The organism is Vibrio marinisediminis (assembly GCF_014050145.1).
Taxonomy (GTDB): domain Bacteria; phylum Pseudomonadota; class Gammaproteobacteria; order Enterobacterales; family Vibrionaceae; genus Vibrio; species Vibrio marinisediminis.
In genome coordinates, this window is record NZ_JACFYF010000003.1 from 55,640 (window position 1) to 70,335 (window position 14,696).

Sequence of the window (14,696 nt, forward strand, 5' to 3'; positions counted from 1 at the left end):
AACATGAGTGCGATTAATAACGCGCTATCTGAATTGTCGAAGTCACAAACGGTTTCAAAATCAGGGCTAGAAAGAGCGCAGGTGCAAGTTGTAAAACGAACCAATGCATTACCATGGCTGATAAGTGGATTTACCCTTAGCTTAGCGGTCGGCGGTTGGGCTATTTCTCAGCAGCCAGTGCCTGTACTTCAGGCGACAAGCGAAGTGATTGTTAGTCAGCCTATTTCAACCAATACGCCAGTGCGATCTCCAACGACTAAATTGGCTCAAGCAAGTGATGCCATTTTTGCTGCGCCTCAACGCCAGAGTGACGCAGTTGCTAATTCTTTGCCTACTAATGCGGATACGGTTGTTGAAGAGCGTGTTGCTCCTATAGTGGTGGCTCAACGAACTGTCGAAAGCAATACGCTATCAGCGCCATTAGAACAAGTTGAAGAGTATAACGTTGTGGCAAAGCCGGTGCTCATTGCCAAAGCTGGTGTTTCACACCAGCCAGAGTCTGTTGTAACCGCGCAAGTTAAACCCGCGTTAGAGGTTACGACAGGAGAGGTTATCGTGGAACAAGTCGAGCTCACTCCAATCCAATTAGCCGAAAAAGCGCAGTCTCGAGCGGAAAAATCGCTGGATGCCAATGATCTAGCTGGCGCTATCAATTACTACAATGATGCGCTTCGCTATACACCACGTGATAGCCAGGTGCGACAAAAACTCGTTGCTTTATATTACGGTAAAGGCGAAGTCCGCAAAGCGGTGGATTTACTGCAAAAAGGCATCGCACTTTCACAAGATGATATGAGTTTGCGTATCTCATTGGCTAAATTGTTGCTTAAAGAGAAGCAAAATACTGCCGCGCTCACCCCACTTGTTTATTTACCTTCCAATCCAACGGTTGAATATTTGTCGCTACGAGCAGTCTTGGCGCAAAAAAGTGCGCAAGATGAAATGGCACAAGAGAGCTATCAAAAACTTGTCCAGCTGGAGCCTGATAATGGTCGTTGGTGGTTGGGTTTAGGTATTCAGTTAGAGCGAGCTTTTGAGCTCACTAAAGCGACGAAGGTGTACCAACAAGCACTGAATAAAGTTGGGCTTTCAAGCCAATCCCAGCAATTTATTCGTGACCGTTTGGTGTTGTTAAGCCGGCTAGAGGATCAAACCAATGCAAATTAGATTAAGAAAACGCCTTGGTGACTTGTTGGTTGAAGAAGGCATCATCACCGAACAGCAGGTTGAGCAGGCGCTTGCGGCACAAAAATCAACAGGGCGAAAGCTCGGTGCTGCTCTGATTGACCTCGGCTTTTTAACCGAAAAGCAGATGCTGACTTTCTTATCTCAGCAACTTGATGTTCCCTTAATTGATTTAAGCCGTTTAAATATCGATATTGATGCGGTTCAGTTACTACCAGAAGTGCATGCTCGACGTTTGCGCGCATTGGTGATCGGTCGCAACCAAGATTCACTTCGAGTCGCAATGAGTGACCCTGCTGATTTGTTTGCTCAAGAATCATTGCTATCTCAACTGCCGCAATACTCGATTGATTTTGTGATTGCTCCGGAAAAGCAATTGGTTGATGGTTTTGACCGTTATTACCGTCGAACCAAAGAAATTGCTTCGTTTGCCGAGCAGTTACAGGCAGAGCACCAAGTGACAGAAGCCTTCGATTTCAGTATTGAAGATTCTGACAGCGATGAAGTGACGGTCGTAAAACTGATCAACTCAATGTTTGAAGATGCGATCCAAGTGGGCGCATCAGATATTCATATTGAACCGGATTCTAATGTACTTCGCTTGCGTCAGCGTATTGATGGTGTATTGCATGAAACCTTACTTAACGAAGTGAATATTGCCTCGGCATTGGTTTTGCGCTTAAAGCTGATGGCGAATCTGGATATTTCAGAAAAACGCTTGCCACAAGATGGTCGCTTTAACATCAAAGCCAAAGGTCAATCGGTCGATATCCGTATGTCGACAATGCCTGTTCAATATGGCGAATCGGTGGTAATGCGTCTTCTCAATCAATCTTCGGGCGTAAGAAGTCTTGAAGAGTCAGGATTGCCAGCTGAGTTGTTGCTTCGTTTACGCAGCCAACTTCGTCGCCCACATGGCATGATTTTGGTAACAGGACCGACAGGTTCAGGTAAAACGACGACGCTATATGGCGCATTGAGTGAGCTTAATGAGCCAGGCAAAAAAATTATTACGGTAGAAGATCCGGTTGAATATCGTTTGCCACGAGTTAATCAGGTTCAAGTGAATCCTAAGATCAACTTAGACTTTTCGACAATTTTAAGAACCTTTTTGCGTCAAGACCCAGACATCATTTTAGTCGGTGAGATGCGTGACCAAGAGACGGTTGAGATCGGTCTTCGCGCTGCACTGACCGGTCACTTAGTTCTTAGTACGCTGCATACCAATGACGCGGTCGATAGCGCCTTGCGTATGATGGATATGGGGGCGCCAGGCTACTTAGTCGCGAGTGCGGTACGCGCTGTTGTTGCTCAGCGATTGGTGCGTAAAGTGTGCCCTGATTGCAAAAAGGAACATCAATTAGAAGAGAGCCACCGTCAGTGGTTGATGCAGCGTTTCCCTAACCAAGTTGAAGCGAGTTTTGTCCGTGGGCGAGGTTGTCAAAACTGTAATCTAACAGGCTACCGTGGACGAATTGGTGTGTTCGAAATACTCGAGTTAGAGCAAGATATGATGGATGCTCTGCGTGCGAATGATGCGGTCGGTTTTACTCAAATTGCTAGAAACTCAAGTAACTACAAACCGCTGCTTGTCTCTGCGATGGAGCTGGCTTTGCAAGGTGTGGTGAGTTTTGACGAAGTGATGAACCTAGGTGAAGGTGATACTTCTGGTAGCGTTCAAGCGATCTACTTGTAGGAATTGTCATGTCAGTCTTTAACTATCAAGGTCGAAATTTAGATGGCAGTAAAGTATCGGGGCAGATCGAAGCTGCCACGGTGGAACTGGCCTCTGAAGCGTTGATCGCTAAAGGTGTTATTCCAACCGACATCAAAGCGGGAAAAAAAGGCGGCAGTTTAGATTTTGATCTTTCTGTGCTGTTTTCGCCTGCGATTCCTTTGGAAGTGTTGGTGATTTTTTGTCGCCAGATGTACAGCTTAACTAAAGCAGGTGTGCCCTTGCTGCGTTCAATGCGCGGTTTGACGCAAAACTGTTCGAACAAGCAGCTTAAGGAAGCTTTGGAAGAAGTGACTAATGAGCTTACTAATGGTCGTAGCTTGTCTGGTTCAATGCAGTTGCATCCGAAAGTCTTTAGCCCGCTTTTTGTTTCTATGCTGAGTGTGGGTGAAAACACCGGTCGATTGGATGACGCCTTGCTTCAATTAGCCAATTACTATGAGCAAGAGCTTGAAACACGTAAGCGAATTAAAACGGCTATGCGTTATCCAACCTTTGTAATTTCTTTCATTGTACTCGCAATGTTTGTGTTGAACGTTAAAGTTATCCCACAGTTTTCTACCATGTTTGCACGATTTGGGGTCGACTTGCCGCTACCAACGAGGATTTTGATTGCTACTTCTGATTTCTTCGTCCATTTTTGGCCGTTGATGTTAGCCGCCATATTCGGCCTCTTATTTGCTTTCAGAGCTTGGGTAAAAACAGCCAATGGTCGAGAGAAGTGGGATAAATTTCGTCTAAGAATGCCGATCATTGGCAGTGTAGTAAATCGAGCACAGCTAGCGCGTTTTTCGCGTACTTTCTCTTTGATGCTTAAAGCGGGCGTGCCATTGAATCAGTCCCTAGCACTTTCGGCTGAGGCGCTCGACAACCGATTTTTGGAAAATCGACTGCTCGAGATGAAAGCGTCGATTGAAGCGGGTAGCTCTATTTCTAATACCGCAATTGCCAGTGGAATTTTTACGCCATTAGTTATTCAGATGATTTCGGTGGGTGAAGAAACGGGGCGAATTGATGAATTGTTAGTGGAAGTGGCTGATTTTTACGACCGTGAAGTCGATTACGATCTAAAAACTCTGACCGCTCGCATTGAACCATTCTTGCTGGTCGTTGTTGCCGGTATGGTGTTGATATTAGCCCTAGGTATCTTCTTGCCTATGTGGGGCATGCTCGACGCAATCAAGGGTTAATATGCCAAAACAAATTGAACGATCTCGCTTAGCGGTATGGTTTTTGGTGTTAGTGACATTGCTGTTTGCTTTTGTTATTGCGTGGAAAAAAGTAGAGCAAGAAGCGAGTGACACGGCGCTTTTAGTGGCGAGCAATAGAATTGTTGAGCGCGCCAATTTTTATAAGCAGCAATGGCTTCTATCGGGTGAACCCGACAAGTTAACACTCAATCACAAGGTGATTCATTATTCTAAATCTGGTTGGGTAAAGCCGCTTAATTTGGCTAATAAAGTCGATTGCCACTATTGGTTAGCGTTATTTTATGAAGAAGAGCGTGTTCTTGAATCTTTGCCAATAAAAATAAAAGACAATTCAAAGCTATCAGGTTTTCAATGTGAGTACTTTTATAGTCGCGAACATGCAATATACATCAACCTTGTTGATAATAAATTTAGCGTAGGCGTCAGCTTTTCGTCAGAACATGAATTTTGACGCTATGTTGTAGTAATATTGGGCAAGGCGCGTATAATAACTAGTACAAAAAGGTGAGTTGATAACATTATGATTAAAAAACAAACTGGTTTTTCGTTAGTTGAGCTTGTAGTCGTTATCGTCGTTGTCGGCTTATTGGCGGTAGCCGCTTTGCCTCGCTTTTTAGACGTCACAGATGAAGCGAAAAAAGCCAGTATTGAAGGTGTCGCTGGTGGCTTTGCTACTGGTGTTCTCTCTGCCCGTGCCCAATGGGAGGCTGAAGCTCGCCCTTCTAAAACCAATGGTGAAGAAAAGCAAAACTACGTCAATTATGACGGTGTAGAGTTTTGGTTAACGCGTTCTAAAGAATCCAATGGTAGCAGTACGGGCTATAGAGATGGTTACCCGATCGGTCTAGTGGACGAAAATGCGGGATATCCGACGCAATTAACAGAATTAGCCTGTGTTAATTTGATGGAGAACTTGCTACAAAATCCTCCAAAAGTTGATACTGTGGAAATCGCAAAAACAAACCGCGATGTAAAATATTCCGCTCAAACGGATGGCGACTCTTGCATTTATATCCAGCAAGAGGGTGGCACTGAACATCAGTTCGAGTACGAAGTAAAAACAGGTCGTGTGACCGTAACCTTGCAGTAATACTGCGAAAATAACATAAAAAATAGAGAGATCTTACTATGAAAAAACAAGGCGGTTTCACCCTGATCGAACTCGTGGTGGTAATTGTTATTCTAGGTATTCTTGCAGTGACGGCAGCGCCACGTTTCTTGAACCTACAAGATGATGCGCGCGAAGCTTCGCTTCAAGGTCTTAAAGGTGCTATCGATGGTGCTGCTGGTCTTGTCTACGGTAAAGCGGCTATTGAAGGCAAAGAGTCTAAAGATGCTGTTACAAAAGTAGATGAAATTGACACTATTTTCGGTTACCCAACAGCAACAGCAACTGGTATTGCTAAAGCCGTTGTTGGTTTGGAATCCGATTGGTCAGTTGTTTCGGCTGCTGGAATTCCTGATGGTGAAATTAGATATACCTTTAAAGAGCAAGGTACGACTAATACAACTAAGTGCTACGTTAAATATACTCAAGCTACATCTAGCGCGATTGCAACAGCAGCAGTTAAAGAGTGTAAATAATAGACTTTTATAGGTCAGCTTAGCTGGCCTTTTTTACGCCTGTCTCAAATTTCCCAATAACTCAACGATTGCATAACATTTTTCGATATACTACAAAAGTTCATTTGTGGTTGACGAAGGTAGGATGATTATTCGCAAGCGATTGGGCTTCACCTTGGTCGAATTGATCGTTGTGATCATTATTCTGACCATCATCTCTCTCTATGCTGCCAGCCGATATATTGGTGTTGGTAGTTTCTCTGCGCTCGCCATTCAAGACTCCGTGGTAGCCGTTGCCCGCCAAGTTCAATTGAATCGTATGCAATCCAATATCATCGATTCCGATGATCCGAGCAGTAACGGCAATTTTGTCTTGTCCATTTCTGCCAACTGTATTGGTTCTGTAAAAGGTTGCGCTAGCCCTGAGGGACGCAGCGATTGGGTGGCTGACGATGAGGTGACTTTTTCCGTTGCCCCTAATATTACTACAGTGGCTTTTGATTTACTGGGTAGCCCTCAAGGTGCCGCTGCAAATGGTGTGACGATCAAAATTCATGGCTCAAATAGCCAAGCACAGGTCTCTATTTGCCCGAACGGATTCATTTCAAAGTCGGGGTGCCTGTAATGAATAAGCGACGCGGTTTTACTCTGATTGAAAGCATTGTGGTGATGGTTGTGATGGCATTTGCCATGGTAACGATAACCAGTTTCTTGATGCCACAAGTTGCCAGTTCTGCTGACCCACATTATCAATCGCGAGCATCAGCGCTTGGGCAGAGTGTGATGACCAAAATTCTTGCACGTAAGTTTGACCATAATAATTCAGCCGGAGGCGAGGTGCGTTGCTCACTGTCGGGTGCAACTGCTTGTCGCGCACTTGGCATAGACACCGATTTAGGTGAAACAGCAACGGCGCCTGATTTATTCAATGATGTCGATGATTATCGCGGTTGTTGGACGCCCAATGGTACATCTGGCTGTAATAATTTATACGACCTGATTTCTTCCGGCGAAGATAGTAGCTATCACAACTTTCGGCTAGATATCGACGTTGTATATGCCGTTAACACCTCCACTCAAATGGTTAAGAAGATTACGCTAAAAATAGCGGCGAGTGATCAAACGCCAATTGAGTATGTGGCTTATCGGGGGAACTATTGATGAAAGTTCGCGGATTCACTCTAATTGAAATGGTTATCACCATGCTAGTGGGTTCAATTTTAGTGCTAGGCATTGCGGGGTTCGTTGAGTTAGGTAGTAAAGGGTATGCGCAAAGCATCGATAGACAAAGAGTGCAAACACAAGCCAAGTTCGCCTTAGAAAAAATGACCCGCGAAGCAAGGTATGCCACCCCGAATATATTTGTCGATTATGCTGGTCAAGACTGCATTGCTTTTTTTCCTATTATCGACTCGGGCTTTTATGCCGTCTCAGGAAGTGACATCAATTTTATTGTTGGCGATGTGTCAGCCAGTGTTAGCTCGCTAAATGACAAACGATTGATCATTAATCCCACAGAAATGCTCTCTCCTGATCAAAGGCTAGATGTTTTAGATAACAGCTTTGACTTGGTTGATATGGTGAAAATATCCGGTTCATCTGTCTCCGGTGCTACCTTCTCTATCCCAGGCAAAGCGTCTGAACTAGTCGGGGGCTCTGTTGCTAATCGACTCTATATTACCGCTAACAATAAGAGGATTTCCTACTGTGTGGGCGGTGACCGCATAACTCGCGACGTTGGATTTTCTGATTCGCCAAGACCGCTTACGGATGCATCAGAAATGTCAGTGAGTGGTAAGGTTTCCTATACACCGGCCAGCGTACAACACAATGGTGTCGTGCACATTGATTTGAGCTTTGCGCAACGTGGTGAAGTGACCAGTTTTCGACAAGATGTGCAGGTGCTAAATGTCCCATAGCAAAAATCAGCAAGGCAGTTTGTATGTGGTAGTCGTGTTTATATTAGTCGTGATGGGCTTTTTAGCCACCACATTAACGCGTATTCAGTGGTCAAATAATGATGCGCATGCCAAAGACGTGTTGGGTACACAAGCCTGGCTGTTAGCTCAATCAGTGAATGAAGAAATGCTGACGGTGTTCTACCCCTTGGACTCAACAAGCTCTGCCGTAGCCAGCAACTGCCCAAATATAGGTAGTACGATAAATTCCAGTTTAGTTGATTCAGAACGTGATTTTACAGGTAGTAAAATGAGCTGTCGTTTGGAAAATCTAGCGTGTAACCCTGTCGGGGAATTAGATGGTATGAACTACTTCAAATTACTTGCACGAGTACAGTGTGGTTCAGGAAAGAGCCAAGTAGAACGAACCGAAGAAATTTGGGTTAGGGAGTAAATGCTATGAAGCGTTTTTTAACCGTATTATTTTTCACTTTAGTGAGCCTAACGGTGCTCGCTGACGAAGACTTAGTTGAGTACTGCAAGGTCGATTATAAAAAAGACTTCACATTATATGCTGATTACGGAAAGCAGCACTCTGATTTCTACAGTCAATATCCTGGAAATATCTCTAAAAACAAATGGGATTTTGACGAAGAAGTTTTTTTCTTTGCGAGTGACAAAAAAAAAGACAGAAATAAAACAATAAAAGTATGGTCAAGCGATGATGATCATGAAAACTCACTATTTTATGATCCTAGTGTAGATGAAGATAAAGGAGCGACTGTTCGCTTTGATTATCAATATACAAGACACAGTGCAAATTCTTACTATGGGAATTTGACTTACTACGTTTATCAAGATGGGCATTGGTCTAAAGGAATTACTAAATCAATAACCACGCAATTTACTTCTCATAAAGCTTACGCAGTATTTGAGCATGAAGACGATGATGATGAGTTACATAACTTGCGTTGTGGTGATCTTGATACTCCCCCAGAACTGCCGGTATTTAAGTTAGATATTTGTCCTTATGTACCTAATACGGTGCAGACTAATTATTTACTTGCTAATGATAAGCCTTTTGGTGCTTTACAAGTTAGTGCGAGTAATTATGTTCATCTTGGTAATTATGAAACACAATTTTTCTTATCTTCAAGTACAGGCGTGAGGGATTGTGTACTCCCTGATGGCACAGTGACAGACTGTAAAATTTCAGATCAAAAACCAGATATAGATGGATTTCCAGTTACGTTGGGATCATTCCCAAACACAGGCAACAAATCAGATATAGATTGTAAGTTAGACAATACCGTCGATTGCTACCTCACGCCTGGTATTTATAAAGATGTAAAAGTGGCGGAAGGAGCAACGCTGGTTTTACAAGGCGGTCAGTACTTTTTTAAAGAGTTAAAGTTTGAAGCGGAAGACGCGCGTTTAGAAGTAAAAGCTCCAACGGAAGTCAATTACAAAGAAATACTGTTCGAAAAATCAGGTATTGAAATTAATACTAGCCCTGGTTCAAAAAGTGAAAACTTGCTATTTATTGGGCATGGGGAAGATGCGAATTTTTATCTAGAGTCTGATGTGAGTAATGTTGTTATTAATGCTTATGTATTTATTGACAAAGAAGCTGATGATAAAGATAACGGTTTTGGTTTCACGGGGTGGAATAATACTCTAAATGGTGGTGTGACATCCCATTCGATCGCCATTAGTGGCGGTAACAACCGAATCAAAGCAACCAACAATCTCAATTGTTTTGATCCTCCTAGCTCAGACATTAGTACTATCAATGTTGTACCGAGCAACATCTATCTTCAATGTGCAGATAGCAAACTCATCTATGTTGAAGTGTTTGATAAAGATGGTCAGCCTATCAGTGATATAGGTGACAACATGGTGTCGCTTTATAGCACCACGCCGAATGCATTGACTTTTTCTTTGGTTCGATTTGATGATGATAAGAGTCGTTTTGAATTCAGTATTGATTCTAAAGCTGGCAATGACTATGGCGAGATAGAAGTAGCAGCACATGTGGTCGGTGATAACTCTATTTCAGATAACAGCCACGTCGTTTTTGCCCCTGTTGTTTTTGATATCAATAATGGTCAGGAGAAAGAACTAATAGCAGGCAAGGTTGAGCAGGTTGATATCGAAGTACTCGCTTGCGATAGCAATGGGGATACCATTACAGGTAACTACAATAAAGCCTTCTCTCAAGAGCTTTTACAGAATAGCAATTTTGTACCAGGGCAGTGGAGTGATAGTGCAGAGAAACTGAGCTTTGACGCTGATATTAAGCAAGGTCTCGCTATTGCCACTATTCAGTTTGATGAGGCGGGGCAATATATTGGTCGTCTTGTTGATACCATCAAGTGCGAAGACTTTTATCAAACTGGTGTTGACCCCGTAGATTGTCCTCGTGGTGAGAGCAAAGAAATTAGTGGTGAATTGAAGTTCAAAGCTCGCCCGTGGACATTTGCTGTTTGTCATTCAGCTTCAAGCGCTTTGCCAAGTGGCAACATCAGCGATGCAGGTTCTGCTGGTTTTACTGCGGCAGGAGATAACTTTGACATCGCAGTATTGCCGATTCGCTGGCAAAGCGGAGGGGGGATATCAGGCTCAATAGCAACGCAAGACGGCTACTGTGATATAACTAAGGTCACGGTTAATTTCGCTAAAGGCGAAGCTGGTACATTGGAGATCCCGCTAGTTCATAACTTAACCTTACCAACAGTAGCTAGTGGTGGTAAGGAAGGCAGTTTGAGTGGTTCTACGACCAAAAGTTATCTCGATGATATTAACGGCTACTATCTATTTAATGATCTCAGTTGGAATGAAGTAGGGCAGATACAACTACAAGCTAGCAGCGGAGACTATTTGGGTATGGGGATTCAACCGGGCTACAAAGCAGTTGGTCGTTTTTACCCTAAGTTCTTTAAAGTTAGTCCGGATTCGACAAGTTGGGATTACGCTTCAGGGCAAGGTTTCAATTATATGAATCAGCCTTTTGATGGACTTGAGTTCAGTGTTGAAGCATTTACTGCCAATGAAAGTGACATTGTAAACTATCGTTACTTTGAGTCAGAGCTACAGGCGAAATTTATCTTAGAAGAGCAAGACTATCTACAAGACGACTCTACACCTCGTTTGGTTACACCGATAATCAATGCTACCTCATGGGATAGCCGCTTAACCTCCACTTTGGGTGTCTTCAATGTGTCTGCTGGTGATGATTGTCTATCTACAGATAGCCTATGTTGGCTTAAGGCAACAACCAAGGCTGGGTATGAAGATGGTCCCTTTAACCTGTTTGAAAGTGACGAGGAAGGTATTACCAAAGTCACCAATATAGTGATTGCGGATGGTGGATCGGTTGACCCTATCGCATTTAGGACTGCAGAAGATAGGCTAACGACTCAGCCTGATTTGCGCTTTGGTCGTGCAACATTGAGTAGTGTCGGGGGAGTGGCGAGTAATGATGGCGTCAAGGTACCGTTGCGTCTTGAGTACTGGAGTGGCACTCGCTTCGTTATCAATGTCAACGACAGTGCAAGCGATGTCAAAGGCTCAAATCTGGTGGCAAGTAACAACGTAATCTGGAGTGATGTTGAAGCGCCAGAAGTACCAGCAGAAGTGAGTTTATCTGATGGTGGTATAGTAAGTGAGGGAATCTCTCATTTGATCGTGGCAAAACAAGACAAGCTTGAACGCCAGCAAACACAGGTGTGGTTGGAACTTGTTGATGGCAATAATAAACTACCTTGGCTGCAGTATCTTTGGGATAGCGGCAGTGGCGTAGAAGGAAATCCCGCAACTGTGGTGACCTTCGGCATCTATCGTGGCAACGATAAGATCATTTTCCGCGGTGAATCAGAACTTATCGGGCAATAATCATTGTTAAAAAGTTGTGTTACGTAAGGAAACTGTCAGAAATTGCGTGTTTCACTCCATCTTTCTTAGACAATGCCTTGCTGTGATGGCGAGGCATTGGTACATTTAGAGCAATTTTTATCTTCTAATTCTTTCAGGACGAACGAAGAATATGTTCAAAAAACTTCGTGGCATCTTTTCGAATGACCTATCAATCGATTTAGGTACAGCCAACACCCTTATTTATGTCAAAGGTCAAGGCATTGTCCTTGATGAACCTTCAGTAGTCGCTATTCGACAAGATCGCAATCGCGCTGGTAAAAGCGTTGCGGCTGTCGGTCATGCAGCTAAGCAAATGCTAGGTCGTACGCCAGGCAATATCTCTGCGATCCGTCCAATGAAAGATGGCGTAATTGCTGATTTCTACGTGACAGAAAAAATGTTACAGCACTTTATTAAGCAAGTGCATGACAACAGCGTACTAAAACCAAGCCCACGAGTTCTTGTGTGTGTGCCATGCGGCTCTACTCAAGTTGAGCGTCGTGCTATTCGTGAATCTGCACTGGGTGCGGGTGCGCGTGAAGTTTACCTAATTGATGAGCCAATGGCGGCAGCAATTGGTGCTGGTCTTCGCGTTTCAGAACCGACAGGCTCAATGGTGGTCGATATTGGTGGTGGTACGACTGAAGTTGCCGTTATCTCACTAAATGGTGTGGTTTACTCATCATCTGTTCGTATCGGCGGTGACCGTTTCGATGAAGCAATCATTAACTACGTACGTCGTAACTACGGCAGCTTGATTGGTGAAGCAACGGCAGAGAAGATCAAACACGAAATTGGTTCAGCTTATCCTGGCGATGAAGTTCAAGAAATTGAAGTTCGCGGTCGTAACCTTGCGGAAGGTGTGCCACGTAGCTTTAGCCTAAACTCAAACGAGATCTTAGAAGCGCTGCAAGAGCCGCTAACCGGTATTGTTTCTGCTGTGATGGTTGCGCTAGAGCAATGTCCACCAGAACTTGCTTCAGATATTTCTGAAAACGGTATGGTTCTTACTGGTGGTGGTGCACTGTTGAAAGATATTGACCGTCTACTAACTGAAGAAACAGGTATTCCAGTGGTCATTGCTGAAGACCCACTGACGTGTGTTGCACGTGGTGGTGGTAAAGCTCTAGAAATGATCGACATGCATGGTGGCGATTTATTTAGCGAAGAATAATTGCTAATACCCAGACAATTGGCTGGGTAAATAAGAATGAACAAAGGAACTCATAATCAATGAAGCCTATTTTTGGCCGAGGACCTTCACTTCAATTACGCTTATTTTTCGCCGTGATTCTATCAGCCAGCCTTATGCTGGCTGATAGTCGTTTAGGTGCTTTTGCTCAAGTGCGCTATTTGTTGAATAGCATTGTCGCACCGATCCAGTATTTGGCTGACGTACCCCGAGAGATGTTTGATGGAGTGTACGAGCGATTCAATACCAGCCAAGGAACAATGGAAAGCAATCGAGCCCTCAAGCGAGAAGTGCTGCGTCTAAAAAATGATCTATTACTTCTTGATCAATATCGAGAAGAAAACCAGCGACTTCGTAAACTACTCGGTTCTTCATTCGTCCGTGATGAGCGTAAAGTAGTTGCTGAAGTGATGGCAGTTGATACCTCACCTTATCGCCACCAAGTAGTGATCGATAAAGGTCAAATCGATGGCGTATACGTTGGTCAGCCTGTTGCCAATGAAAAAGGCATTGTTGGTCAGGTAACGTTTGTTTCAGCACACAATAGCCGAGTACTGCTATTGACTGACTCTAATAGCGCCATTCCAGTACAGGTGATCCGTAATGACATTCGAGTGATCGCGTCTGGTAACAGCAAAGTGGACAAGATCCACCTTGATCATATCCCAATCAGTACCGATATTCAGGACGGAGATTTACTGGTGACATCCGGTTTAGGTGGTGTTTATCCTGAGGGGTATCCGGTTGCTTATATTGATAAAGTAGAGCGTGACAGTCACAGAGAGTTCGCATTAATTGAAGCCGATCCTGTGGTTGATTTTGAACGCCTTCGCTACCTGTTATTGATTTGGCCAAGTGATTCGCGCCAAGAAAAAGTTCAACAAGCGGAACCCAATAATATGGCAGAGGTAGTAAGCGAAGAGGTAGTAACTAATGGCGAATAGTGTCATGAAAGGCAAAATGGTGATTTTGGCTTCATTTGTTATTGCCTTAACACTGCAAACTATACCTTGGCCAGGCGTCCTTGATGTACTGCGTCCATCATGGTTGTTATTGGTCACTTGCTATTGGGTGCTTGCACTTCCACATCGCGTAAATGTTGGTACTGCCTTAATATTAGGGTTACTGTGGGATCTTCTACTAGGCTCTACCCTAGGCATTCGTGGCATGATGATGTCGATACTGATCTATATTGTGGCTCTGAACTTCTTAGTTTTGCGCAATATGGCGTTGTGGCAGCAGGCGATGGTCATCGGTCTATTATCGATAGCATTGGAAGTGATGATTTTCTTTGGTGAATATTTAATCCAAGATATTACTTTTAACCCCACATCACTTTGGGCTGGGCTAATTAACTGTATTCTATGGCCATGGATGTTCTTATTGATGCGCCGTGTTCGACGCCGTTGGCACGTGAGGTAAACATGCAACCTTCTATTGTATTAGCATCAGGCTCTCCAAGGCGTAAAGAGTTACTAGAGCAGTTAGGTTACCAATTTTCAATTATTCGTACCGACGTAGAAGAACTGCGTCGAAGTGAGGAAAGTGCGTTCGAATACGTGTCGCGCTTGTCTCAAGATAAAGCGTTAGCAGGGGTGGCATTAGAGCCCAATTCGATAGTGATTGGGTCCGATACCATCGTCGTGTGTGATCAAACGGTGCTAGAGAAACCGAATGACTTCGAGCATGCGAAACAGATGCTAATGCAGCTATCCGGACGGGCACATCAAGTGATGACCGCCGTAACGGTAGCAAACAAGCAAAATCAAGAAACGGTAGTTGTGACTACCGACGTATGGTTTAAACCGTTGTCAGAGCAAGAAATCAAACAATACTGGCAATCGGGTGAACCATGCGATAAAGCTGGCAGTTATGCAATCCAAGGAATTGGAGGGCGCTTTGTCACCCGAATCGAAGGCAGCTACTACGCTGTCGTTGGCTTGCCGTTATTTGAAACTGACCAGCTCTTGCACAAATTTTTATAATTCAAATTTGAG

Annotated in this window: 15 protein-coding genes; all 15 read left to right on the forward strand. The window is 43.9% G+C overall.

The window, feature by feature from the left end; translation table 11 throughout:
- Positions 1-3 precede the first annotated feature (3 nt).
- The 15 genes from H2O73_RS07100 to H2O73_RS07170 all read left to right on the forward strand — a co-directional run bounded on the left by H2O73_RS07100 (position 4) and on the right by H2O73_RS07170 (position 14,684).
- On the forward strand, positions 4-1,167 hold the full coding sequence (locus tag H2O73_RS07100; RefSeq protein ID WP_182108001.1) for a tetratricopeptide repeat protein: 1,164 nt from the start codon (positions 4-6) through the stop codon (positions 1,165-1,167).
- The gene (gene mshE, locus H2O73_RS07105; RefSeq protein ID WP_182108010.1) at positions 1,157-2,881 is read left to right on the forward strand and encodes an MSHA fimbrial ATPase MshE; all 1,725 of its coding nucleotides are present in this window, start codon (positions 1,157-1,159) and stop codon (positions 2,879-2,881) included. Before H2O73_RS07100 ends, mshE begins: the two co-directional genes overlap by 11 nt.
- Positions 2,882-2,889: 8 nt before the next feature.
- The gene (locus H2O73_RS07110; RefSeq protein WP_182108012.1) at positions 2,890-4,110 is read left to right on the forward strand and encodes a type II secretion system F family protein; all 1,221 of its coding nucleotides are present in this window, start codon (positions 2,890-2,892) and stop codon (positions 4,108-4,110) included.
- 1 nt (position 4,111) lies between these two features.
- On the forward strand, positions 4,112-4,582 hold the full coding sequence (locus H2O73_RS07115; protein ID WP_182108013.1) for an MSHA biogenesis protein MshF: 471 nt from the start codon (positions 4,112-4,114) through the stop codon (positions 4,580-4,582).
- Positions 4,583-4,651: 69 nt separating this feature from the next.
- Positions 4,652-5,221: a prepilin-type N-terminal cleavage/methylation domain-containing protein gene (locus H2O73_RS07120; RefSeq protein ID WP_182108015.1), complete on the forward strand. Its 570-nt coding sequence runs from the start codon at positions 4,652-4,654 to the stop codon at positions 5,219-5,221.
- 38 nt (positions 5,222-5,259) lie between these two features.
- Complete coding sequence (locus H2O73_RS07125) at positions 5,260-5,715, forward strand: type II secretion system protein (RefSeq protein ID WP_182108017.1); 456 nt, start codon at positions 5,260-5,262, stop codon at positions 5,713-5,715.
- 124 nt (positions 5,716-5,839) lie between these two features.
- Positions 5,840-6,319, forward strand: a complete 480-nt coding sequence (locus H2O73_RS07130; RefSeq protein WP_182108023.1) for a prepilin-type N-terminal cleavage/methylation domain-containing protein — start codon at positions 5,840-5,842, stop codon at positions 6,317-6,319.
- On the forward strand, positions 6,319-6,855 hold the full coding sequence (locus H2O73_RS07135; protein ID WP_182108025.1) for a type IV pilus modification PilV family protein: 537 nt from the start codon (positions 6,319-6,321) through the stop codon (positions 6,853-6,855). Before H2O73_RS07130 ends, H2O73_RS07135 begins: the two co-directional genes overlap by 1 nt.
- A complete protein-coding gene (locus tag H2O73_RS07140; protein ID WP_182108027.1) occupies positions 6,855-7,613 on the forward strand; it encodes a PilW family protein in 759 nt (252 codons plus the stop codon). Before H2O73_RS07135 ends, H2O73_RS07140 begins: the two co-directional genes overlap by 1 nt.
- Complete coding sequence (locus tag H2O73_RS07145; RefSeq protein WP_182108029.1) at positions 7,603-8,046, forward strand: MSHA biogenesis protein MshP; 444 nt, start codon at positions 7,603-7,605, stop codon at positions 8,044-8,046. Before H2O73_RS07140 ends, H2O73_RS07145 begins: the two co-directional genes overlap by 11 nt.
- Positions 8,047-8,051: 5 nt before the next feature.
- Positions 8,052-11,486, forward strand: coding sequence for a DUF6701 domain-containing protein (locus H2O73_RS07150; protein ID WP_182108031.1), 3,435 nt, complete (start codon positions 8,052-8,054; stop codon positions 11,484-11,486).
- 151 nt (positions 11,487-11,637) lie between these two features.
- On the forward strand, positions 11,638-12,681 hold the full coding sequence (locus H2O73_RS07155) for a rod shape-determining protein (RefSeq protein WP_120031701.1): 1,044 nt from the start codon (positions 11,638-11,640) through the stop codon (positions 12,679-12,681).
- Between the two features lie 59 nt (positions 12,682-12,740).
- Positions 12,741-13,643, forward strand: a complete 903-nt coding sequence (gene mreC, locus H2O73_RS07160) for a rod shape-determining protein MreC (RefSeq protein ID WP_182108033.1) — start codon at positions 12,741-12,743, stop codon at positions 13,641-13,643.
- A complete protein-coding gene (gene mreD, locus H2O73_RS07165; RefSeq protein WP_182108034.1) occupies positions 13,633-14,121 on the forward strand; it encodes a rod shape-determining protein MreD in 489 nt (162 codons plus the stop codon). Before mreC ends, mreD begins: the two co-directional genes overlap by 11 nt.
- A gap of 2 nt (positions 14,122-14,123) precedes the next feature.
- On the forward strand, positions 14,124-14,684 hold the full coding sequence (locus tag H2O73_RS07170; RefSeq protein WP_182108036.1) for a Maf family protein: 561 nt from the start codon (positions 14,124-14,126) through the stop codon (positions 14,682-14,684).
- Positions 14,685-14,696 lie beyond the last annotated feature (12 nt).